At 38.8% G+C, this 23,385-nt stretch carries 18 protein-coding genes; 17 read left to right on the top strand and 1 reads right to left on the bottom strand.

The window, feature by feature from the left end; genetic code table 11:
- Nucleotides 1–2: 2 nt before the first annotated feature.
- From V7097_RS12585 to V7097_RS12560, 6 genes are all read left to right on the top strand, one after another.
- Nucleotides 3–836, top strand: coding sequence for a TlyA family RNA methyltransferase (locus V7097_RS12585; protein ID WP_335703969.1), 834 nt, complete (start codon nucleotides 3–5; stop codon nucleotides 834–836).
- Between the two features lie 163 nt (nucleotides 837–999).
- The gene (gene ahrC, locus V7097_RS12580; RefSeq protein WP_335703968.1) at nucleotides 1,000–1,449 is read left to right on the top strand and encodes a transcriptional regulator AhrC/ArgR; all 450 of its coding nucleotides are present in this window, start codon (nucleotides 1,000–1,002) and stop codon (nucleotides 1,447–1,449) included.
- 30 nt (nucleotides 1,450–1,479) lie between these two features.
- The gene (gene recN / locus V7097_RS12575; RefSeq protein ID WP_335703967.1) at nucleotides 1,480–3,189 is read left to right on the top strand and encodes a DNA repair protein RecN; all 1,710 of its coding nucleotides are present in this window, start codon (nucleotides 1,480–1,482) and stop codon (nucleotides 3,187–3,189) included.
- 371 nt (nucleotides 3,190–3,560) lie between these two features.
- Entirely contained in the window at nucleotides 3,561–4,850 is a 1,290-nt protein-coding gene (gene spoIVB, locus V7097_RS12570; RefSeq protein WP_335703966.1) for a SpoIVB peptidase, read from the top strand.
- Nucleotides 4,851–5,137: 287 nt separating this feature from the next.
- A complete protein-coding gene (spo0A, locus tag V7097_RS12565; RefSeq protein WP_335703965.1) occupies nucleotides 5,138–5,932 on the top strand; it encodes a sporulation transcription factor Spo0A in 795 nt (264 codons plus the stop codon).
- A 153-nt stretch (nucleotides 5,933–6,085) separates the two neighbouring features.
- Nucleotides 6,086–6,814, top strand: a complete 729-nt coding sequence (locus tag V7097_RS12560; RefSeq protein ID WP_335703964.1) for a glycerophosphodiester phosphodiesterase — start codon at nucleotides 6,086–6,088, stop codon at nucleotides 6,812–6,814.
- Nucleotides 6,815–6,839: 25 nt separating this feature from the next.
- On the opposite strand, the gene V7097_RS12555 is transcribed toward V7097_RS12560, so the two are convergent.
- Nucleotides 6,840–7,103: a DUF2627 domain-containing protein gene (locus tag V7097_RS12555; RefSeq protein ID WP_335703963.1), complete on the bottom strand. Its 264-nt coding sequence runs from the start codon at nucleotides 7,101–7,103 to the stop codon at nucleotides 6,840–6,842.
- Between the two features lie 178 nt (nucleotides 7,104–7,281).
- On the opposite strand from V7097_RS12555, the gene V7097_RS12550 reads away from it, so the two are divergent.
- The 11 genes from V7097_RS12550 to meaB all read left to right on the top strand — a co-directional run bounded on the left by V7097_RS12550 (nucleotide 7,282) and on the right by meaB (nucleotide 23,306).
- Nucleotides 7,282–9,003, top strand: coding sequence for a sigma-54-dependent Fis family transcriptional regulator (locus tag V7097_RS12550; RefSeq protein WP_335703962.1), 1,722 nt, complete (start codon nucleotides 7,282–7,284; stop codon nucleotides 9,001–9,003).
- Between the two features lie 162 nt (nucleotides 9,004–9,165).
- On the top strand, nucleotides 9,166–10,071 hold the full coding sequence (gene yqiS / locus V7097_RS12545) for a phosphate butyryltransferase (protein ID WP_335703961.1): 906 nt from the start codon (nucleotides 9,166–9,168) through the stop codon (nucleotides 10,069–10,071).
- A 36-nt stretch (nucleotides 10,072–10,107) separates the two neighbouring features.
- A complete protein-coding gene (gene bcd / locus V7097_RS12540; protein ID WP_335703960.1) occupies nucleotides 10,108–11,205 on the top strand; it encodes a branched-chain amino acid dehydrogenase in 1,098 nt (365 codons plus the stop codon).
- A gap of 112 nt (nucleotides 11,206–11,317) precedes the next feature.
- Nucleotides 11,318–12,430 (top strand): butyrate kinase, encoded by a 1,113-nt coding sequence (buk, locus tag V7097_RS12535; RefSeq protein WP_438824230.1) that lies wholly within the window; start codon nucleotides 11,318–11,320, stop codon nucleotides 12,428–12,430.
- A 251-nt stretch (nucleotides 12,431–12,681) separates the two neighbouring features.
- Entirely contained in the window at nucleotides 12,682–14,103 is a 1,422-nt protein-coding gene (lpdA, locus tag V7097_RS12530) for a dihydrolipoyl dehydrogenase (protein WP_335703959.1), read from the top strand.
- Nucleotides 14,104–14,185: 82 nt separating this feature from the next.
- Complete coding sequence (locus V7097_RS12525; RefSeq protein WP_335703958.1) at nucleotides 14,186–15,181, top strand: thiamine pyrophosphate-dependent dehydrogenase E1 component subunit alpha; 996 nt, start codon at nucleotides 14,186–14,188, stop codon at nucleotides 15,179–15,181.
- 12 nt (nucleotides 15,182–15,193) lie between these two features.
- Nucleotides 15,194–16,177, top strand: coding sequence for an alpha-ketoacid dehydrogenase subunit beta (locus V7097_RS12520; protein WP_335703957.1), 984 nt, complete (start codon nucleotides 15,194–15,196; stop codon nucleotides 16,175–16,177).
- Between the two features lie 63 nt (nucleotides 16,178–16,240).
- On the top strand, nucleotides 16,241–17,503 hold the full coding sequence (locus V7097_RS12515) for a dihydrolipoamide acetyltransferase family protein (protein WP_438824233.1): 1,263 nt from the start codon (nucleotides 16,241–16,243) through the stop codon (nucleotides 17,501–17,503).
- Between the two features lie 608 nt (nucleotides 17,504–18,111).
- Nucleotides 18,112–20,010 (top strand): methylmalonyl-CoA mutase family protein, encoded by a 1,899-nt coding sequence (locus V7097_RS12510; protein WP_335703955.1) that lies wholly within the window; start codon nucleotides 18,112–18,114, stop codon nucleotides 20,008–20,010.
- Nucleotide 20,011: 1 nt separating this feature from the next.
- Complete coding sequence (gene scpA, locus V7097_RS12505; RefSeq protein ID WP_335703954.1) at nucleotides 20,012–22,210, top strand: methylmalonyl-CoA mutase; 2,199 nt, start codon at nucleotides 20,012–20,014, stop codon at nucleotides 22,208–22,210.
- On the top strand, nucleotides 22,203–23,306 hold the full coding sequence (meaB, locus tag V7097_RS12500) for a methylmalonyl Co-A mutase-associated GTPase MeaB (protein WP_335703953.1): 1,104 nt from the start codon (nucleotides 22,203–22,205) through the stop codon (nucleotides 23,304–23,306). The genes scpA and meaB overlap by 8 nt, the downstream gene beginning before the upstream one ends.
- The last annotated feature ends 79 nt before the right edge of the window (nucleotides 23,307–23,385 follow it).

The following is a 23,385-nucleotide window of genomic DNA, read 5'->3' as shown; positions in this document are numbered from 1 at the left end:
GCATGGGTACAAAAAAAGAAAGACTCGATGTATTATTAGTTGAACGTGGGTTAATTGAAACAAGGGAAAAAGCGAAGCGTTCAATTATGGCTGGACTCGTTTATACAAAAGAAGAGCGTCTTGATAAACCAGGAGAAAAAGTAGAAATTGATATTCCGCTCACTGTCAAGGGAAATGTTATTCCCTATGTTAGCAGAGGTGGGTTAAAGCTTGAGAAAGCCATAAAGGAATTTGATCTACATATAAAGGATAAAATCATGATTGATGTTGGCTCCTCCACTGGAGGCTTTACGGATTGTGCCCTTCAAAATGGCGTCAAGAAATCATATGCTCTTGATGTCGGATATAACCAACTTGCTTGGAAGCTACGCCAGGATGAACGTGTTGTCGTTATGGAAAGGACAAACTTTAGGTATGTAACGCAAGCTGACCTCCAAAGTGGTTTACCGGAGTTTGCTACAATCGATGTATCCTTTATCTCATTACGCTTGATTTTACCTGTTTTAAAAACACTTCTCGTACCAAATAGTGATGTTGTAGCTCTTGTAAAACCACAATTTGAAGCCGGTAAGGAGCAGGTGGGTAAAAAGGGAATTGTGCGTGAGCCCAAAATTCATGAGGCTGTACTGACACATATGATTGAATTTTCCTTGAAGGAAGGGTATGATTGCATCAATTTATCATACTCACCAATTACTGGTGGGGAAGGAAATATCGAATTTTTACTTCATTTACGCTGGAATGGACCAGTAGAAGTCGGTAAAAACAAATTACCTGTTTCCCAACAAGAAGTTGTTGAAAGTGCACATGCAAATTTAAAGAATGATAAATCATAATGTAAAGGGGATAGCCACTGTGCTGTCCTCTTTCTTCATGAAAAAATTTTTACCTCATTCATATTGTTAACCTTAAAATCATTAAAAAAAATGTACAATTTTGTCAGAATCGGCTAACATAAGAGGTAATAATCGACGATTTTACGAGAGAGAGGAATTCATGATGAATAAGGGGCAAAGACATATTAAAATACGTGATATTATTACGAGCAATGATATCGAAACACAGGATGAAATTGTTGATATTCTAAAAAGTGAGGGGTACAACATTACCCAAGCGACCGTCTCCCGTGATATTAAAGAACTTCATTTAGTAAAGGTGCCAATGATTGATGGGCGTTATAAATACAGTTTACCAGCAGACCAACGTTTCAATCCGCTTCAAAAGCTCAAACGTTCATTGATGGATGCTTTCGTAAAAATTGATTCAGCGGGACATATGCTTGTTATGAAAACTCTTCCGGGGAATGCAAATGCAATTGGCGCCTTAATTGACCATTTAGATTGGGACGAAATTTTAGGTACAATTTGTGGTGATGACACTTGCTTAATTATTTGTAAAACTCCAGAACAAACCGAAATTGTGTCAAATCGATTCTTAGACATGCTGTAATGGAGAGAGTGGAATAAGGAGGTGTAGGAATTGTTAGCAGAATTATCTATCAAGAATTTCGCTATTATTGAATCTCTTTCTATTTCATTGGAAAAAGGTTTAACTGTTTTAACAGGTGAAACAGGAGCGGGTAAATCCATCATAATAGATGCAGTTCATTTATTGGTGGGTGGCAGAGGCTCCGTGGAATTTGTACGATATGGGGAAGATCGTGCCGAAATAGAAGGTCTGTTTTTAATCGAAGATGACAATCACCCATGTTACGCAAAAGCTCAAGAATTTGGTATTGAAATTAGCGAGGGAATGATTGTATTAAGAAGAGATATTTCGAAATCAGGGAAAAGTGTCTGTAGAATTAATGGTAAACTTGTCACCATTTCAATACTTCGTGAATTCGGAAGAACTTTAATTGATATTCACGGACAGCATGAACACCAAGATTTGATGAATCAGGATCAGCATATTTACATGCTAGACCAATATGGCGGGAATCCACTTAAACAAGAATTACAGGAATACCATGCGGTATATAAGAATTTTTTAAATGTAAAGCAGCGATTAAAAAGCTTCAATGAAAATGAACAAGAGATGGCTCATCGTCTAGATTTAATTCAATTTCAATTAAAAGAGATTGGAAAGGCGGAACTAAAGCCTAATGAAGATGTAGAACTAACCGAGGAACGAAGTAAGATTTCAAATTACGAAAAAATCTTCAAATCCCTTCAAAATAGCTATAATGCTCTTTATGGAGACCAAAAAGGTCTTGATTGGGTTGGACTAGCCATGAATCATACCGAAGATGTAATGGATATTGATAAAGAATTAAAGAACATTCATGAGACCATCTCCAATAGCTTTTATCTATTAGAGGAAATTTCCTATAACATACGCGATCAGCTTGACGAATTAGAGTTTGATCCTGCAAGACTTGATTTTATTGAAGGTCGTTTAAATGAAATCGCACAGTTAAAGAGGAAATATGGACAATCCGTTGAGGAAATTCTCGAATATGCGGCAAAAATCGAGGATGAAATAGACACAATCCAAAATCGTGAGCAGCATATTGGTAAGCTTAAGGAAGAGCTTGAATCGATTTTGGAAGATGTAAAGCTTGAGTCTGAAAATGTTTCACAACTTCGAAAACAGCTAGCAAAAGAGCTAATTGATAAAATCGCGCAGGAATTAAAAGACCTGTATATGGAAAAAGCGAAATTTGATATTAACTTTTTTGAGGATTTGCCTATTAAATTCACTCCAAATGGGAAAGATGTTATTGAATTTTATATTTCGACTAATCCTGGTGAACCACTTAAGCCTCTAGCAAAAATTGCATCAGGTGGTGAACTATCAAGGATTATGCTGGCAATTAAGAGTATTTTTTCAAAACATCAAGGTGTTACCTCGATCATATTTGATGAAGTTGATACGGGTGTAAGTGGCCGTGTTGCTCAAGCAATTGCAGAAAAAATATATGGGGTCTCTGTAGGCTCTCAGGTTCTTTGTATTTCTCACCTTCCACAGGTTGCGGCAATGGCTGATACCCATTTATTTATTGCGAAGGAAACTGTTCAAGGAAGAACCACAACATCAGTTATCCCTCTAGATGAAACCGAAAAAATCAAGGAAATTAGCCGTATGATTTCCGGGGTGGAAATCACAGATTTGACGAAAGAGCATGCGAAAGAATTGTTAAGCCTTGCAAAAGAAAGCAAACTTGCAAGACAAATGGTAAATCACTAGATGTCTTTGATTGTTTAGCTTTATACAAAGTTATGAGCGATTTTTATTTGTAATGCTATCCAAAATGGGTAGCTTTTTTAATCTCTTAGTGGTTATAAATGTTGCTCTGAAAGGCCAAATTAAAGAATGTAGCCATAACTTTATTCAGTCGGGATTCAAACCCTGACAGAATGAAGTTAAGCCTCCGGCGGATGCCACGATTTTTTAAATTAAATTTTTTGAGACATAAGAACAAAGACTAAAAACGCCACATCATGTGGCAACGTCTTTGTGACCCACATCGTGTGGACCTAAAAAAATCGGGCTGCAATATGCTAAGGCGCATTTGATTCAGTATGGCGTGGGATAGGAGCGAGGAGAGTGAAAAGTAAATGAAAATAGAAAAAATTAGATATATAATCGGTACATTTCTCCTTGTTTCAATAATGGCTTTAGGGTTTTACAAGCCGCTTAAAGATTATATAGAAATTCCTAAACACCTTACTTTATTTGAAGGCCAAGATTTCACAGTACAATCCTCATTACCAGTCACCACAACTATTCAGGATTCCAATTTTGCCTTTTCATCAGCGGTCGATGATCAACAGATCTCAGTTGCTGCAAAGAAAAAAGGTGAAGGTGAAATGATGGTTGCATTAGCTGGTATTCCAGTTAAAAAAGTAAATGTTAATGTTTTATCTGACTTTAAAGTCGTACCTGGGGGTCAATCTATTGGGGTGAAACTTAATACGCTTGGTGTATTGGTTGTTGGTCACCACCAAATTGAAACAGAAGATGGTAAACAGTCCCCAGGTGAAATTGCTGGGGTACAGGTGGGCGACATCATTAAAGAGATTAACGGTAAAAAAATTGAAAAAATGAGTGATGTTGGACCATTTGTTCAAGAATCCGGTAAGACAGGTGAACCGTTAAACCTAGTAATTGTCCGAGATAACGAGGATATCAATGCGAAGCTTATGCCATTAAAGGATAAGAACGACGAGGCATATCGAATTGGGCTATATATCCGCGATTCGGCTGCTGGGATAGGGACAATGACCTTCTACCATCCAGAAACAAAAAAATACGGGGCATTAGGACATGTTATCTCAGATATGGATACGAAGGAGCCTATCGTTGTATCTGATGGACAAATTGTAAGATCGACAGTTACCTCCATTGAAAAAGGAAGTAATGGTGACCCCGGTGAAAAGCTTGCACGTTTTTCAGCAGATAAGGAAATCATCGGGAACATTAAGCGAAATAGTCCATTTGGCATTTTTGGTGAGTTAAACAAACAAGTGAATAACGGCATAATGGATAAGCCGCTACCAATTGCACTTTCACATCAAGTAAAGCCAGGACCTGCAAAAATTTTAACTGTTGTAGAAAATGATAAGGTTGAGGAATTTGACATTGAAATTGTAAGTGCTGTTCCTCAAAAAATTCCTGCAACAAAAGGAATGGTTGTTAAGATAACCGATAAACGCCTTTTAGAAAAAACCGGTGGTATCGTTCAAGGTATGAGCGGTAGTCCAATCATTCAAGACGGTAAATTAATTGGAGCAGTTACACATGTATTCGTTAATGACCCAACAAGCGGATATGGTGTTCACATTGAATGGATGCTAAGTGAAGCGGGTATTGATATCTATAAAAAGGAACAAAAAAAGGCGAGCTAAAATGCTCGCTTTTTTCTATATGGATTTATTTTTTTTCCTATCGCCAAAAGTTGAATGAGATTATATAATAAAATCAAATAAAGATTTTTCGACAAATCCTAAATTTCACCAATAAATTTTGGCGTTTTGAGTCGAATCTTTAATTATAATGGAGAATTATTTATTTTTCAATAAATTTTTCCTATTTTTTTAAAAAAATAAAGGAATTCTTATTGCATTGTCGAATTCTTTCTTTAGAATAGAAATATATACAATTTTTGCGGATTTTAGCTTGAGGAGGAAACAAAGTGAAAAAAATAAAAGTTTGTGTGGTTGATGATAATAGAGAACTGGTTAATTTACTTGATGAATATTTATCTAGCCAAGATGATATCGAAGTCTTAGGTGTTGCTTATAATGGTCAAGATTGCCTTAATATGCTTCAAGATAAACAGCCAGATGTTCTCGTTTTAGATATTATTATGCCTCACCTAGATGGCTTAGCTGTATTAGAAAAACTACGTGATTCAAATCTTGAAAAACAGCCTTATGTTATTATGTTAACAGCTTTTGGTCAAGAAGATGTAACGAAAAAGGCTGTCGATTTAGGAGCCGCCTATTTTATTTTAAAGCCTTTTGATATGGAAAACCTTGCAAGTCGAATCCGTCAAGTTAGCGGAAAAGTAGCTCCAGTGATTAAACGAAATCCATCCAATCAAGTTGTTCGTTCACAGCAAGAAAATAGCCCGAAAAACTTAGACGCTAGCATTACAAGTATCATTCACGAAATTGGAGTTCCTGCTCATATTAAAGGGTATCTATACTTAAGAGAAGCAATCTCAATGGTATACAATGATATCGAATTATTAGGATCTATCACAAAGGTTCTATATCCAGATATTGCGAAGAAATTCAATACAACTGCAAGCCGCGTTGAGCGTGCAATTCGTCATGCCATTGAAGTTGCATGGAGCCGTGGTAATATCGATTCTATTTCTAATCTTTTCGGTTATACAGTAAGTATGTCAAAAGCAAAGCCTACAAATAGTGAATTCATCGCGATGGTCGCTGATAAGCTTCGTCTAGAACACAGAGCTTCTTGAGAGGGTAAGAAGTAAATAAACCGAACCTATAATTCAGCTAATTATCAAAAACACCGATTTCAATGTGAAAGTGGTGTTTTTTTCTTTATTTTTTCTCCCTTTAATAAAATTGCTTTATAATGGAGATATACTAAATAAAGGAGAATATCAATGATGAAAACGAAAATTTTTGGGCATAGGGGTTCGGCCGGAACACACCCGGAAAATACAATGATTTCGTTTAAAGAAGCGGCAAGTGTTGGTGCTGATGGGATTGAGTTAGATATTCAAATGACGAAGGATGGTGTCATTGTTGTCATCCATGATGAAACCGTCAAACGAACAACAAATGGAAAAGATAAGGGCTGGGTTAAGGATTATACATTAAAACAAATCAAAAAAATGGATGCTAGCTATAAATTTAGGGATAAGTATGGAATATGCGAGATTCCTACACTTGAGGAAGTATTTGATTGGGCAAAATCAAATCAGCTACTTATCAATGTTGAATTTAAAACAGGATTAGTTTCCTATAAGGGTATAGAAGAGAAAACCTTGAAGTTGATTAATGACTATGGACTAGAAGATCGAATTGTTTTATCCAGCTTTAATCATTATAGCTTAGTGAAGTGTAGACAGCTGTCGAGTACAATTGATTTGGCGATTTTATATATGGAGGGTCTTTATGAGCCTTGGGATTATGCAAAACGCCTTAACACAAATGGCATCCATCCATATCATCAAACGATTAGTAAAGAAATAGTCGATGAATCGAAGCAAAATGGTATTGCGGTTCGTCCGTTTACGATAAATGATGAGAAAAAAATGAAGCAATTTATTGATTTTGGATGCTCTGCCATAATCACTGATTATCCGAAGAATGCAGTGCAATTTATTAAATAAAAAATCCTGCTCGTCAAAAGCAGGATTATTTATTTTGCTCTCCAACAGGGGAGCTTTCTTTATTAAATCTGTCTTGAACCTTATTTCTTTTACGGTCACGGTGGAGAATGAATCCACCGATAAAGGATAAACCGGCTAGAAAGAAAATAAGACCGATAATAAATTGTAGCATTAAGTTTGGAATCGGGCTGTGTAACACACCAAAAAACATATCCCTCATAAATTTAATCCCCACCCCGGCAATAATGCCTGGTATGAGTAGCACGATTAAAGCCAATATACGTTGCATAATTTAAAATCCTTTCAAATAAAGACTTCTCTATATTTAAATTTAAGCTAATAATAAAATTTGTCAAGATGGAGGTTTAAGGTTATTATAAAGGTGTGCATTTTTTTGCAAAGGATATAATAAGGGTATGTAAAATATTGCAAAACCCTAACCTTGCAATCAGGAGGTGACATTGGTTATGCAGAAGGTTATGGTCGATTTGATTTTAGATTCAACCCATGATGGAATGATTGTCATTGATATTAATAGCCAAGTCATCTTACTAAACAATAGTGCATCTAAGATGATCGGTGTTAAAAAGGAAGAAGTAATCGGAAAGCATATTTTCGAATGCATTCCGGACAGCCGATTGCCAGAGATTCTTTCAACAAGGGCTATTGAAGTGAACCAGGAATTTGTTTTGGAAAATGGACGGAAAATCATTACAACACGAATTCCAATGGTCAATGAATCAGGAATGTTACTAGGAGCATTTGCTGTTTTTAAAGATATTACTGAAGTTGTCAATCTTGCTGAAGAAATAACAAATTTAAAAGAAATACAAACTATGCTTGAAGCAATCATCCAATCCTCTGATGAAGCTATTTCCGTAGTAGATGAGGATGGACGAGGCATTTTAATAAATCGTGCATACACCCGAATAACTGGACTTGATAAGGACCAGGTCATCGGGAAGCCTGCAAATGCTGATATTTCTGAAGGAGAAAGTATGCACATGCAGGTGTTAAAAACGAGAAGACCTGTAAGAGGTGCCCGGATGAAAGTGGGCCCAAATGAAAAAGATGTGATAGTAAATGTTGCGCCAGTCATTGTGGATGGCAAGCTTAAGGGAAGTGTTGGAGTCATTCACGATGTGTCTGAAATTAGTCAACTCACAACAGAATTGAATCGGGCCAGACATATCATTCGGTCTCTTGAAGCGAAATACACATTTGATGATATTATCGGTTCCTCTGAAGAGATGGAATTTGCAATTGAACAAGCAAAACTTGGAGCAAAAACCCCAGCCACCGTTTTGCTTAGAGGGGAATCTGGGACAGGCAAGGAATTGTTTGCACATGCGATACATAATGAAAGTAAGAGAAAATATAATAAGTTTGTTCGTGTGAATTGTGCTGCAATCTCAGAGTCACTATTAGAAAGTGAGCTTTTTGGATATGAAGAAGGTGCTTTTTCAGGAGCGAAGCGCGGTGGAAAACGTGGCATATTTGAGGAAGCGAACAATGGTAGTATTTTCTTAGATGAAATTGGTGAATTGTCTTTAAATACTCAAGCAAAATTATTAAGGGTTTTGCAGGAAAGAGAAATAAGAAGAGTTGGGGGAACAAAATCGATTCCTATTGACGTACGAATAATTGCTGCTACAAATGTAAATTTAGAAAAAGGAATCGGAAATGGAACCTTTAGAGAGGATCTCTACTACCGCATAAACAAAATTCCGATTTATATACCATCGTTAAGAATGAGAAAACCGGATATCAAACCACTTGCAGAGCATTTGCTACTTAAAATTAATCAAGATTATGGGCGGACGGTTGAAGGAGTATCTGAAGAAGCAATTAACTATTTATATGGATATGATTGGCCTGGTAATGTTAGGGAGCTTGAAAATGTCCTTGGTAGAGCCGTAATCTTTATGAACTATCAGGAAAGACTAATTGATGTTAAGCATATCCAACCACTACATAATATGAAGGAAAAAGCCCCTACTAGTCCTTCTTTACCTGAATCTGAAATTAAGGATGTCCTTTTATCGGACATAGTCGAGAAGTACGAAGCAAAAGTTATTTTAGAGGTATTGAATTTGAATGGTGGAAATAAAACAGCTGCTGCAAAATCATTAGGGATATCGCTTCGAAGTCTATATTATAAATTGGAAAAGTATAATCTTGCAAATTAAAGCACGCAATTTTTTGCAAAATATGCAATATGTTGCAATGGGTTTTTCTGGGGAATTAGACTGTATAAAGCGCTTTCAATATATTTTACGTTGGCACGATAATTGCATGATTAATAAGTGTAAAAAACGAGGGAATTATGATTGTAAAGAAGGTAAAGCCGAATGAAACTGACTAATCTTATCAGAAATGCAACAGGTCAATCCCGGGTTACCGTAGCAGTAGCGGCCGCTGAGGATGAAGAAGTACTTGAAGCAGTTGTTGAAGCAGTAAATCACAGGTTGGCTCGTTTTTTATTGTTTGGTAATCAAGAAAAAATAAACAAAATCCTTTCTGAAAAAGGAGGATATAGAGCCGAGCATGAAGCACTAAATGTAGTAAATTCACCATCACAAGAAGAAGCGGCGAGGGCTGCTGTAAAAGCAATTCATGCTGGAGAAGCAGATGTGTTAATGAAAGGGAATATCTCAACATCAACTATTTTAAAAGCCGTTTTGCATAAAGAATATGGACTACGGACAGGGAATGTTTTATCACATGTTGCTGTTTTTGAAGTACCTGATTATGACCGCCTCGTAATCGTAACTGATGCAGCTATGAACGTAGCGCCGGGGCTGCAGGAAAAGGTCCAGATTTTAAATAATGCGGTTAAGGTGGCAAACTCCATTGGGATAACCGTACCGAAAGTTGCACCCATAGCAGCTGTTGAAGTGGTAAATCCAGCGATGCAATCAACTTTAGATGCGGCTGTTTTAACCCAAATGAACCATCGAGGTCAAATTCAAAACTGTATCGTCGATGGACCATTGGCTCTTGATAATGCCATTTCGATACATGCAGCTAAGCACAAAGGAATCACGAGCGCAGTGGCTGGACTGGCTGATATTTTGCTTGTTCCTACAATAGAAGTTGGAAATGCATTATATAAATCATTGGTTTATTTTGCAAAAGCAGAGGTAGGAGCTGTTATTGCAGGTGCTTCTGCACCAATTGTTTTAACTTCCAGAGCTGACTCTGCAAAAAGTAAATTATTTTCATTAGCGTTGGCAGTATGCTCTGCCAATAAATAATCAACTAATCGTCAATCTTGGGGAGGATCTAACAAAATGGAAATCTTTTCTTACATGGAAAAATTTGATTATGAACAATTAGTATTTTGTCAGGACAAACAATCTGGTTTAAAGGCGATTATCGCTATTCATGATACAACATTAGGTCCGGCACTTGGCGGTACCCGTATGTGGACATATGCTTCAGAGGAAGCAGCGATTGAGGATGCATTAAGACTTGCGAAAGGGATGACATATAAAAATGCAGCTGCTGGATTAAATCTTGGTGGAGGCAAAACAGTTATTATTGGTGATCCTCGCAAGGATAAAAACGAAGAAATGTTCCGTGCTTTTGGACGTTATATTCAAGGTCTTAACGGACGTTACATCACAGCAGAAGATGTGGGTACGACTGTTGCAGATATGGACATTATTCACGAAGAAACTGATTTTGTAACGGGCATATCACCAGCGTTTGGTTCATCCGGTAACCCTTCTCCAGTGACTGCGTTTGGTGTATACCGCGGAATGAAAGCCGCAGCCAAAGAGGCGTTTGGTTCGGACTCGCTTGAAGGAAAGACTGTGGCTGTTCAAGGCGTTGGAAATGTAGCCTATACACTATGTAAATACCTTCGTGAAGAAGGAGCTAATTTAATTTTAACAGATATTAATAAAGATGCAGTAGACCGTGCTGTTAGAGATTTCGGAGCAAAAGCAGTGGACCCTAACGACATTTATGGTGTAGAGTGTGACATTTATGCACCATGCGCACTAGGTGCAACAGTAAATGATGAGACAATTCCACAATTAAAGGCAAAAGTCATTGCGGGTTCTGCCAACAATCAACTAAAAGAACCACGTCATGGTGACATGGTTCATGAATTAGGGATTATCTACGCTCCAGACTATGTGATTAATGCGGGTGGAGTTATCAATGTTGCCGACGAATTATATGGCTACAATCAAGAGCGTGCGCTTAAAAAGGTTGAATCACTTTACGACACAATTGAAAAAGTAATTGAAATCGCAAAAAGAGATGGCATTCCAACCTATCAGGCTGCAGATCGTTTGGCAGAAGAGCGCATCGAGAGAATGAGAAATTCCAGAAGTCAATTTTTACAAAATGGGCACCACATTTTAAGTCGAAGAAAATAAGGACTAGTAGATGGGGGAAGACTTTAATGAGTTTTTCCTCCATTTTACCCTTTATCATTTCTAAGGGATTTTAAAAAAACCGTAGGACTGCATTTAAGTACTGGAGGTTTCAATGTTGCATGACAAAGAATATCGGATTCTCGTTATCAATCCAGGATCAACATCAACGAAAATCGGCGTCTATGATAATGAACGTTCTGTTTTTGAGAAGACAATTCGACATGATCGTTCAGAATTAAATGCTTATGACAATATTATTGATCAATATGAATTTCGAAAAACAATGATTCTAGAAACATTAGATAATGAAGGTATTAATATTTCAAAACTGAGTGCAGTTTGTGGTAGGGGTGGGTTATTAAAGCCAATACAAGGTGGAACCTACAAAGTAAATGATGAGATGCTTCATGATTTGAGAATTGGGTACGCTGGGCAGCATGCATCAAATCTTGGAGGTATTTTAGCGTATGAAATTGCATCTGGGTTAAATATTCCGCCATATATCGTCGATCCTGTTGTTGTTGACGAACTTGAACCTATTGCTAGAATATCAGGTTTTGATTTGATTGAAAGAAGAAGCATTTTTCATGCTTTAAATCAAAAGGCAGTAGCAAGAAGAGTTGCGAAGGATCTTGGAAAAACTTATGAAGAAATGAATTTAATCGTCACCCATATGGGCGGTGGAATCACAGTCGGCGTCCATAAGCGTGGTAAAGTGGTTGACGTAAACAATGGGTTGCATGGTGACGGACCATTTAGCCCAGAACGAGCTGGGACAGTTCCTGCGGGGGATTTAATCGACCTTTGCTTTTCTGGTCAGTACTTCCGTGAAGAAATCATGAAAAAACTTGTTGGCCAAGGTGGTTTAGTCGGATATCTTGGTACAAATGACGCAGTGGAAGTTGAAAGAATGATTGAAAAAGGTGACAAAAGGGCGAGATTAGTCTACAAGGCAATGGCGTACCAAATCGCCAAAGAAATAGGATCAGCAAGCGCGGTTCTTTCAGGGCGTGTTGATGCAATTATTTTAACCGGTGGATTAGCATATGGAAATGAATTTATCTCCGAAATTTCCAACCATGTGAATTGGATAGCGGATGTCATCATTCAGCCAGGAGAAAATGAATTACAGGCATTAGCGGAGGGTGCATTACGTGTGCTGCGTGGGGACGAGAAGGAAAAAGAATATCCCGGAAAGCAACTCCGGGCCCCTGTCTTAAAATAAGTGTTTAAAAAGGAGGTTAAAAAGGACCGAGAAGTTCAAGGCGGCGCAGCTTTGAGTACCGGAGCGAGGCGACTGCTTGAGTTAACATCCTTGCAGCCTTGCGCTGAGGAATTAACTTCGTGAATAAGCTAGTAGACACAAGCGCATAACCTAGTTATTCACCATGTACTTGGAGCAGTGTTCGAGGAAATTTGATGTGTCATTTTCGGCCGACTTTTTAACATCCTCTTAAAATAGGAAGGTGGTTGGTTATGTCAAAGGAATATGATTTAGTGATTATAGGAGGCGGTACCGGTGGGTATGTCGCTGCAATTCGTGCCTCACAGCTTGGACTGAAAGTGGCAGTTGTTGAAAAAGGGAAGCTTGGTGGTACCTGTTTGCATGCGGGGTGTATTCCTAGTAAGGCTCTTTTAAGAAGTGCAGAAGTGTACTCGACAACGAAAAGAAGTGAAGAATTTGGTGTGATCACAAAGGATGTATCCCTTGATTTTTCAAAAGTACAGGACCGAAAAAATAAAATCACTGAACAACTATATAAAGGTGTCCAGCATTTAATGAAACAAGGGAAAATTGATGTAATAGAGGGCTTGGGACGAATTTTAGGTCCTTCTATTTTCTCACCAATGCCTGGAACCATTTCAGTTGAAATGAACAATGGTGAAGAAAATGAAATGCTGATTCCCAAAAATGTCATAATTGCAACAGGCTCTAGACCAAGGTCTTTACCTGGACTCGAAATTGATGGCGAATATGTTTTATCTTCTGATGAAGCCCTAAAAATGAATTCTCTTCCCAAGTCTATTATCATCGTTGGAGGAGGCGTAATCGGAATTGAATGGGCATCAATGCTTCACGATTTCGGAGTAGAAGTAACAGTGCTTGAATATGCTGATCGAATTCTTCCAACGGAGGATCATGAAATCTCAAAGGAAATGCAGCGATTACTCAAGAAAAAAGGCGTAAAAATAGTAACTGGTGCGAAAGTTTTACCTGAGACCCTTGAAAAAGGAGATGGGATTACGATTAAAGCTGAGCATAAAGGTGAAGCTAAGTCCTTTACTGCAGAAAAGGTGCTTGTATCTGTCGGTCGACAAGCGAATGTTGAAAATATTGGCCTTGAAAATACGGAGATTGTTTTGGAAAAAGGATATATTACAACAAATGAATTTTTCCAAACAAAAGAATCCCATATATATGCGATTGGAGATGTAATTGGTGGTCTTCAGCTTGCTCATGTAGCATCCCACGAGGGTATTGTTGCAGTTGAGCATATTACTGGAGAAAATCCTTCACCAATGGATTATTCACTCGTCTCAAAATGTGTTTATAGTAATCCTGAGATTGCGAGTGTCGGATTTACTGAAGAGGAAGCTAAAGAGAAAGGATTTACTGTTAAAGTAGGTAAGTTTTCTTTCAGAGCAATCGGAAAGGCACTTGTTTTTGGTGAGTCTGATGGGTTTGTTAAACTTGTTGTTGACGGGTCTTCAGATGATTTACTAGGTGTTCATATGATTGGTCCACATGTGACGGATATGATATCGGAGGCTGGTTTAGCGAGAGTACTAGATGCAACTCCTTGGGAGATTGCGCAAACTATCCATCCGCATCCATCGTTATCAGAAGCAATTGGAGAAGCAGCTTTAGCCGTTGATGGAAAGGCAATACACGCATAAGTTTTTCACCAATTTAATATTTTGTTAATATGCGGGGTTGTCCAAACCTGCGTACAATTTGATTTGTTAGGGAGGTATTTTCATGACCGAAAATCGTCATCAAGCATTGGGGCTAAGTGATGAAGCAGTTCTTGAAATGTATGAAACCATGCTGTTAGCTAGAAAAATAGATGAAAGAATGTGGTTATTAAACCGCGCTGGAAAAATTCCTTTTGTTATTTCCTGCCAAGGTCAGGAAGCAGCACAAGTAGGTGCAGCGTTTGCACTTGACCGAGAAAAGGATTACGTATTGCCGTATTACCGCGATATGGGGGTTGTTCTTACATTTGGAATGACTGCAAAGGAATTAATGCTGTCAGGATTTGCAAAGGCAGAAGACCCGAATTCAGGTGGACGTCAAATGCCTGGTCACTTTGGTCAAAAGAAAAATCGGATTGTAACAGGTTCCTCACCTGTAACAACACAGGTTCCACATGCAGTAGGCGTAGCGCTTGGGGGAAGAATGGAAGGAAAGGATTTAGTGACGTTTGTGACGTTCGGAGAAGGTTCTTCGAATCAGGGAGATTTCCATGAAGGCGCCAATTTCGCAGCTGTTCATAAGCTTCCAGTTATTTTCATGTGTGAAAATAATAAATATGCCATTTCTGTTCCATATGAAAAGCAAGTAGCCTGTGAAAAAATTTCCGATCGTGCCATTGGATATGGGATGCCTGGGGTAACGATCGATGGAAATGACCCACTTGAAGTATATAAAGCAGTGAAAGAAGCAGCGGATAGAGGCCGCCGAGGGGAAGGACCAACTTTAGTTGAAACCATCTCGTACCGCCTAACTGCGCACTCATCTGATGATGATGATCGTGCATATCGTGAGCAAGAAGAAGTGGCAGAAGCGAAAAAGAATGATCCAGTCCTTTCTTTTGCGACATATTTAAAAGAAGTCGGAGTCTTAAATGAAGCGAAGGAAAATGAAATTGGAGATCGTATTGCTACACTTGTCGATGAAGCAACCGATTATGCAGAAAATGCACCATATGCAGAGCCGGAATATGCTCTTAAACATGTATACGCGGAACAGTAAGGGGGAAAAAGAATGCCTGTAATTTCATATATTGATGCCGTAACAATGGCAATTCGCGAAGAAATGGAACGAGATCCTAAAGTTTTTATCTTAGGAGAGGACGTAGGGAAAAAAGGTGGAGTATTTAAGGCGACTAATGGGCTTTATGAACAATTCGGCGAGCAGCGGGTAATGGATACCCCTTTAGCTGAGTCAGCTATAGCAGGTGTTGGAATAGGTGCAGCAATGTATGGAATGAGACCTATTGCAGAAATGCAATTTGCCGATTTTATTATGCCTGCTGTCAATCAAATTATCTCTGAAGCAGCTAAAATCCGATATCGTTCAAACAATGATTGGAATTGCCCAATCACAATTAGAGCCCCCTATGGTGGGGGAGTACATGGAGCACTGTACCACTCACAATCTGTAGAAGCGGTTTTTGCAAACCAACCTGGCTTGAAAATTGTAATGCCTTCAACTCCTTATGATGTAAAAGGCTTGCTAAAGGCTGCAATTCGTGATGAAGATCCAGTTTTATTCTTTGAACATAAACGTGCATATCGTTTAATTAAAGGTGAAGTACCAACTGACGATTATGTACTACCAATTGGGAAGGCAGATGTGAAGCGTGAAGGTGAGGACATTACAGTTATTACGTACGGCCTATGTGTTCACTTTGCCTTACAAGCTGCAGAACGTCTCGCGAAAGACGGAATCCAAGCACATATCCTTGACTTACGAACTGTATATCCACTTGATAAAGAGGCGATTATTGAAGCAGCTTCAAAAACTGGTAAAGTTTTATTGTTAACGGAAGACAATAAAGAAGGAAGTATTATGGGTGAAGTTGCTGCTATCATTGCTGAAAATTGCTTATTCGATTTAGATGCCCCGATTAAGCGACTTGCCGGCCCAGATGTGCCAGCCATGCCGTATGCACCAACTATGGAGAAATATTTTATGGTAAATCCCGATAAAGTAGAAAAAGCAATGAGAGAGCTTGCGGAATTTTAACTATTCATTTTAACGAATGAATGGTGACAGGAGGTTTTATGAGTGGCAACTGAAAAAATAATAATGCCCCAGCTAGGTGAGAGTGTTACTGAGGGAACCATTAGTAAATGGCTTGTAGCAGTTGGGGATACCGTAAACAAATATGATCCTTTAGCTGAAGTAATGACAGATAAAGTAAATGCAGAGGTACCATCCTCTTTTGCAGGTACTATTAAAGAGCTAATTGCGGAAGAAGGTGAAACGCTAGCGGTTGGTGAAGTGATTTGTGTGATTGAAACTGCTGGTGGTGGAACTAAACAGGCGACACAGGAAGAGAAGGTAAAAGAAGAAACTCCTGAAAAGACTGTAAATGTGTCTGCTAAACCAAGTGATACATCAAATAAATTACGTTATTCACCTGCTGTTCTAAAGCTGTCACAGGAACATAATATTGATCTCGCACAATTGCAAGGAACGGGTGCAGGCGGAAGAATTACTCGTAAAGACCTTCAGAAGTTAATTGAATCTGGACAGATTCCAATTGCTGATCAGCAAGTACAAAATGTGGCAACTCAACCTACGAGTCAGCCGGTTACAAGTGTTCAAAAATCTAAGCCAACCCCAGCACCTAATGTACCTGTAGCGGCTGGTGATGTTGAAATACCAGTTACGGGTGTTCGAAAAGCGATTGCTGCAAACATGCTCCGCAGTAAACATGAGATTCCACATGCATGGACAATGGTTGAAGTAGATGCCACAAATATGGTTCAATACAGAAATTCGATTAAGAATGAATTCAAGCAAAAGGAAGGCTTCAATCTTACTTTCTTTGCATTTTTTGTAAAAGCTGTTGCCCAAGCTCTTAAGGAATTCCCGCAAATTAATTCAATGTGGGCGGGAGATAAAATTATCCAAAAGAAGGATATTAATATTTCGATTGCGGTTGCCACAGATGATGCGCTTTTTGTTCCAGTTATTAAGAACGCGGATGAGAAGACAATTAAGGGCATTGCAAGAGAAATCACTGAACTGGCTACTAAAGTGCGTACTGGAAAACTTTCTGCAGATGATATGCAGGGTGGTACTTTCACAGTGAATAATACAGGTTCATTTGGTTCTGTTCAGTCAATGGGGATTATTAATTATCCACAGGCAGCTATTTTACAGGTTGAATCAATCGTGCAACGACCAGTTATCATCGATGGCATGATTGCAGTCCGCCACATGGTAAATCTCTGTATGTCTCTTGATCATCGTGTATTGGATGGCCTTGTGTGTGGACGTTTCCTAGCACGAGTAAAGGAAAGTATCGAAAATACCTCTAAAGAAAATACATCTATCTACTAAAGACATTGCCCGTGCAATGTCTTCTTTTGTGGGAAAATTCTTGCGGGACATATTTAATTCTTTTTTCGGTTGGCATGTATGGTGAAACGGTTCTATCGGTACACGCTAGCATCATAATAGAAGGAGTATGTGCCGTGAGACGGGTCTAGTGGTACACGCTAACACGAAATTTGAAGGAGTATGTACCGTGAGACGGGTCTAGTGGTACACGTTAGCATGATAATAGAAGGAGTATGTATCGTGAGATCGTTCTAGTGGTACATGCTAGCATGATAATAGAAGGAGTATGTACCGTGAGATCGTTCTAGTGGTACACGCTAACATGATAAAAGAAGGAGCATGTGCCGTGAGACGGGTCTAGTGGTACACGCTAACACGAAATTTGAAGGAGCATGTGCCGTGAGATAGGTCAAGCGATACACGCTAGAATGAATTTCAAAGGAATTTGTACCGCGAAACTAATTTAGCAGTACACGCTAACTCGTTTTTTTCAGAAGCAAGTACAGCACATCTCCTTTGAAACCTCCATCTATTCATTGCGACAACTTAATATATATACTAAAATTAATGTAAAGGTGAAAGCGATTTCGATAAAAGGGGGAAGCCTTGTGACGAAGCAATCGAATGAATACCAAAATATTACCTTCCCATCCATAGATTACGAGACATGGAAACAGGAAGCTGAAAAATCATTAAAAGGAAAACCCATTGAAAAATTACATAAACAAACATATGAAAACATCACCTTGAAACCGATCTATACAAAGGAAGACGTTCAGCAAATATCGTTTCTAAAAGATATGCCTGGAGAAGGCTCAAGGGTACGTGGTTCAGAACCTACAGGTTATGTGAATTGTCCTTGGCATGTTAGTCAGGAGATTGACGTAAAAACACTAGAAGATTTTAACACGGCATTAAAAGACGCCCTTCAAAATGGCCAAACCATGATCCATTTTACATTGCAAACCCAAATTAATCCTGCAGAGGGACTTGCATTACATAATGAAGAGGATATCGCAAAAGCATTCGACGGAATTTCACTGTCTAATACGCCTGTACTAATTGATGCCAAAACCGATTTGTTAGCATTTTTACCACTTGTTCATTCTTACGCAAAAACAGATTCTCTTACAGGCACGATCGGGATGGATCCACTTGCGATATTAGTGGAAAAAGGACAGTTACCTATAAAACCAGAAGTTGGCTATGACCAATTAGCAGAGTCTGTAAAATGGGTGAAGGAAAATCAATCAAATCTAAGAACGATTTTTGTAAAAGGTGATCCTTACCATAATGGCGGAGCAAACGCGGTACAGGAACTCGGTTTTGCAATTGGAACTGGAATTGAATATTTGAGCGAACTACTTGAGAGAGGGCTTACTGTTGATGAAATCGCATCAAGTATGACATTTTCGTTTTCAATTGGCTCGAATGTTTTTATGGAAATCGCCAAATTGAGAGCCGCAAAAATTCTTTGGACGACAATCATTGAAGCATATGGAGGAAATGAAGATTCGTCTAAATTGCATATCCATGCAAGAACATCTGCATTTACGAAAACCATTCATGATCCATATGTCAATATTCTAAGGTCGACAATAGAAGCATTTTCTGCGATAGTAGGCGGAATAGATAGCCTTCATGTTTCAGCCTTTGATGAGCCAGTCAAGGACTCAGATTCTTTTTCAAGAAGGATTGCTAGAAATACACAATCGATTCTTCGCGAGGAATCGTTCCTAAATAAGGTGATAGATCCAGCTGGTGGTTCTTGGTATGTGGAATCATTGACAAATGAACTTGCAGATAAAGCATGGGAGCTGTTAAACGAAATCGAATCCCAGGGTGGAATGCTTGAGGCGTTGAAAGCAGGGAGTGTTCAAGAAAGTATTACTTCGGTTTTACTAGAAAGACAAAAGAACGTAAACCATCGAAAAGATAGAATAGTCGGTACGAATATGTATGCAAATATCCTGGAAAAGCCAATATGCCACAAGAAAACAAAAGAAAAAGAAGGAAGTATAGAAGCAGCAATTTCAATCAAACGCATAACACCTGTAAGATTATCAGAAAGCTTTGAGCAAATTCGACAAGCATCTGAGAGCTATCTCCAAACTTTTGGTGAGCGCCCTAAAGTCGGTTTGTTAAATTTAGGTCCCATTCCGGAACATAAACCAAGAGCCGATTTTATTACAGGATTCTTTGAATCAGGTGGCTTTCAGGTTGTGAAAAACGATGGATATTTATCAGCGGAAAATGCGATTGAAGGCGCAAACGCTATGAATCTTACAACCTATATTATTTGTGGAAAAGATGAAACATACAAAGAACTGGTCACAGACATATGCAGTGAATTAAAAAAATCAAACCCAGATACTCGTCTTTTTATAGCTGGAAAACAAGAAAATGAGGAGTTCTATATAAATATTGGAATAAATGATTTTATCCATATTGGTACAGATTGCTTTCAATTTATACATCAATTGCAACAAGAAATGGGGGTGCGCTAATATGGCTAGAAGACTCGATCTTTCCAAAATAAAGCTAAAATTATCCAATACATCATCCTCTCCTGAAAAATGGAGTGAAAAAGAGGAAGAAGAAATCAAGCAATCTATTGATGATTTGCTATTTGAAACAAACGAACAGATTGCTGTTAAACCTTTATACACTGAGGAAGATATGGATGGGATGACGCATCTCGATTACATGCCTGGTATTCCTCCATTTTTAAGAGGACCGTACCCAACGATGTATGTAAATCGTCCTTGGACTGTACGCCAATATGCTGGTTTCTCTACAGCGGAGGAGAGTAATGCTTTTTACCGTCGTAATCTTGCAATGGGGCAAAAGGGTCTTTCTGTAGCATTTGACTTAGCTACTCACCGCGGCTATGATTCGGACCACCCTCGTGTTGTTGGTGATGTAGGTAAAGCTGGGGTTGCGATTGATTCAATCCTAGATATGAAGACTTTATTTGATGGAATTCCACTTGATCAAATGAGTGTATCAATGACGATGAATGGTGCTGTACTTCCGATAATGGCGTTTTATATCGTAACTGCAGAGGAGCAAGGGGTTACTCCCGAAAAATTATCAGGAACGATACAAAATGATATTTTAAAAGAATATATGGTGAGAAATACATATATTTATCCACCAGAAACCTCAATGAGGATCATTTCGGATATATTTGAATACACCTCAAAAAATATGCCGAAATTCAATAGCATTAGTATTTCTGGGTATCATATGCAGGAAGCAGGTGCACCAGCAGATCTTGAATTAGCATATACTTTAGCAGATGGGTTGGAATATGTTCGAACAGGTATTAAGAAGGGGATAGATATTGATTCCTTTGCTCCTAGATTGTCGTTCTTCTGGGCAATAGGAATGAACTATTTTATGGAAGTTGCCAAGATGAGAGCGGCCCGACTCATTTGGGCACAAATGATGAAAGCCTTCAATCCTAAAAATCCGAAATCACTTGCATTAAGAACACATTCACAGACCTCTGGTTGGAGCTTGACTGAGCAAGATCCATATAATAATGTGACAAGAACATGCATCGAGGCATTGGCGGCCGTCTCGGGACATACCCAGTCATTGCACACAAATGCTTTGGATGAAGCAATTGCACTACCGACTGATTTTTCTGCTCGTATTGCTCGAAATACACAACTATATTTACAGGATGAAACCGGAGTTTGTAATGTGATTGATCCATGGGGTGGCTCCTATTATGTAGAGACTTTAACTAGTGAGCTCATGGAGCGGGCTTGGGAGCATATTGAGGAGATAGAGGCACTTGGGGGAATGACAAAAGCAATTGAAACGGGCCTTCCAAAAATGCGAATTGAAGAAGCAGCAGCGAGGCGTCAGGCGAGAATCGATTCAGGCAAAGAAACGATCATTGGTGTGAATAAATATCGATTACAAAAAGAAGACCCAATTGATATTTTAGCCATTGACAATACAGCTGTTCGACTAAAACAAATTGAAAGACTTAGTGAATTAAAAGCTTCACGTGATGACAGAAAAGTGGAAGAGGCGTTGGCTGCCATTACGAAAGCAGTTGAAACAGGCAAAGGAAATCTATTGGAGCTAGCGGTTAATGCGGCAAGAGTTCGTGCAACGCTTGGAGAGATTTCAAATGCGGTTGAAATAGCATCAACACGACATAAAGCTGTCATTCGTTCAATTAGTGGAATTTATAGCTCTGAATATTCAAATGAGGACGAGATTATGAACGTGAAAAATATGACAGATGAATTTTTAGAAAATGAAGGAAGACGTCCTAGAATCCTCATTGCAAAAATGGGGCAGGACGGTCATGACCGTGGAGCGAAGGTCATTGCTACTGCTTTTGCAGATCTCGGCTTTGATGTTGATATCGGACCATTATTCCAAACACCAGAAGAAACGGCACTTCAGGCAGTGGAAAATGATGTTCATGTGGTTGGAATGAGTTCACTTGCTGCAGGCCATAAAACATTACTTCCACAGCTAATTGAAGAGCTAAGGAAATTAGGGCGTGAAGATATAATCGTGATCGTTGGTGGAGTTATCCCAGCACAGGATTACGAATATTTAAATGAGCAAGGTGCCGCAGCTATTTTTGGACCTGGTACAGTAATTCCAGTTGCAGCACAAAAAGTAATCGAAGAAATTTATCTTCGCCTAGGATATGAGGAAGAAGGCAATGACTGATAAAAAAAATAGACCTGAATGGGTACCGGAAAATGCCTCCGATGGTTTTACAACAGAAATTGTTAAGGGCAGTGACCAAGATAGTGCTTCTGGAAATACACGTAAATTTGTTAAAAAGAAAGAGCGATCAACTGAAGAGTTTGTACAGGGTATACGAAATGGCGAACGTACCATTCTTGCACAAGCCATTACTCTTGTTGAAAGCAATGCAAAACGTCATGAAGACCAGGCTCAGGCTCTCATTAATGAAATTCTTCCCTATACTGGAAATTCAATACGAATAGGCATTACTGGAGTCCCTGGTGCCGGTAAAAGCACGTTCATTGAGAGCTTTGGTTCGTATTTATGTGAACAAGGGCATCGTGTTGCTGTTTTAGCAGTGGACCCAAGTAGCAGTATAACAGGTGGAAGTATACTTGGTGATAAAACACGAATGGAAAAACTCGCTCGAGATAAAAACGCATTTGTTCGTCCGTCTCCATCTGGAGGAACTCTTGGCGGTGTAAATCGAAAAACAAGAGAAACCATTTTACTTTGTGAAGCAGCAGGATTTGACGTGATTCTGGTTGAGACGATTGGTGTCGGCCAAAGTGAAGTTGTTGTAAGAAGTATGGTAGATTTTTTCCTTCTACTTGTGTTAACCGGTGCAGGGGACGAACTACAAGGCATGAAAAAAGGGGTCATGGAGCTTGCTGATGCTTTATTGATTAATAAAGCAGATGGTGATAATCGACAAAAGGCAAAGGTAGCGCGCGGTGAGTATAATCGGATTCTTCACTATCTTCAGCCTGCAACAAAGGGTTGGTCATCAAAGGCCTATACAGTTTCCGCACTCTATCATGAAGGTATGGAAGAAACGTGGAAAATTATACTACGATTTATGGAGACAACGAAAGAATCTGGCGTCTTTACAGAGCGCAGAAACTCACAAACAAAGGACTGGATTCAAGCAATGATAAAGGATTATCTTGAAACAAGCTTTTATACCCATTCATCCATCAAATCGCAGCTTCCTGTGCTTGAAAACAAGGTAGTGCAGGGAGATTTAAATGTAACATTGGCCGTGAAGGAATTAATCCGACTTTTTGAAGCATAAAAAAGAAGGAGAACAATTGGTCTCCTTCCATCTAGGGAGTTTAGGGGTATGATCTAGATGTATTAATAGAATACCCGAA

The organism is Bacillus sp. JJ1562 (assembly GCF_036962705.1).
Classification (GTDB): Bacteria; Bacillota; Bacilli; order Bacillales; family Bacillaceae_L; genus Ferdinandcohnia.
The sequence above is the reverse complement of the archived record's forward strand: the minus strand, read 5'-3'. Positions and strand labels throughout refer to the sequence as shown.

What these genes read in the sequence shown, in the direction of transcription:
- V7097_RS12585 (WP_335703969.1), top strand. Translation starts at nt 3, where the DNA reads ATGGGTACAAAAAAAGAAAGACTCGATGTATTATTAGTTGAACGTGGG.
- ahrC (WP_335703968.1), top strand. Translation starts at nt 1,000, where the DNA reads ATGAATAAGGGGCAAAGACATATTAAAATACGTGATATTATTACGAGC.
- spoIVB (WP_335703966.1), top strand. Translation starts at nt 3,561, where the DNA reads ATGAAAATAGAAAAAATTAGATATATAATCGGTACATTTCTCCTTGTT.
- V7097_RS12560 (WP_335703964.1), top strand. Translation starts at nt 6,086, where the DNA reads ATGAAAACGAAAATTTTTGGGCATAGGGGTTCGGCCGGAACACACCCG.
- V7097_RS12555 (WP_335703963.1), bottom strand. Translation starts at nt 7,103, where the DNA reads ATGCAACGTATATTGGCTTTAATCGTGCTACTCATACCAGGCATTATT.
- V7097_RS12550 (WP_335703962.1), top strand. Translation starts at nt 7,282, where the DNA reads ATGCAGAAGGTTATGGTCGATTTGATTTTAGATTCAACCCATGATGGA.
- yqiS (WP_335703961.1), top strand. Translation starts at nt 9,166, where the DNA reads ATGAAACTGACTAATCTTATCAGAAATGCAACAGGTCAATCCCGGGTT.
- bcd (WP_335703960.1), top strand. Translation starts at nt 10,108, where the DNA reads ATGGAAATCTTTTCTTACATGGAAAAATTTGATTATGAACAATTAGTA.
- buk (WP_438824230.1), top strand. Translation starts at nt 11,318, where the DNA reads ATGTTGCATGACAAAGAATATCGGATTCTCGTTATCAATCCAGGATCA.
- lpdA (WP_335703959.1), top strand. Translation starts at nt 12,682, where the DNA reads ATGTCAAAGGAATATGATTTAGTGATTATAGGAGGCGGTACCGGTGGG.
- V7097_RS12525 (WP_335703958.1), top strand. Translation starts at nt 14,186, where the DNA reads ATGACCGAAAATCGTCATCAAGCATTGGGGCTAAGTGATGAAGCAGTT.
- V7097_RS12520 (WP_335703957.1), top strand. Translation starts at nt 15,194, where the DNA reads ATGCCTGTAATTTCATATATTGATGCCGTAACAATGGCAATTCGCGAA.
- V7097_RS12515 (WP_438824233.1), top strand. Translation starts at nt 16,241, where the DNA reads ATGCCCCAGCTAGGTGAGAGTGTTACTGAGGGAACCATTAGTAAATGG.
- scpA (WP_335703954.1), top strand. Translation starts at nt 20,012, where the DNA reads ATGGCTAGAAGACTCGATCTTTCCAAAATAAAGCTAAAATTATCCAAT.
- meaB (WP_335703953.1), top strand. Translation starts at nt 22,203, where the DNA reads ATGACTGATAAAAAAAATAGACCTGAATGGGTACCGGAAAATGCCTCC.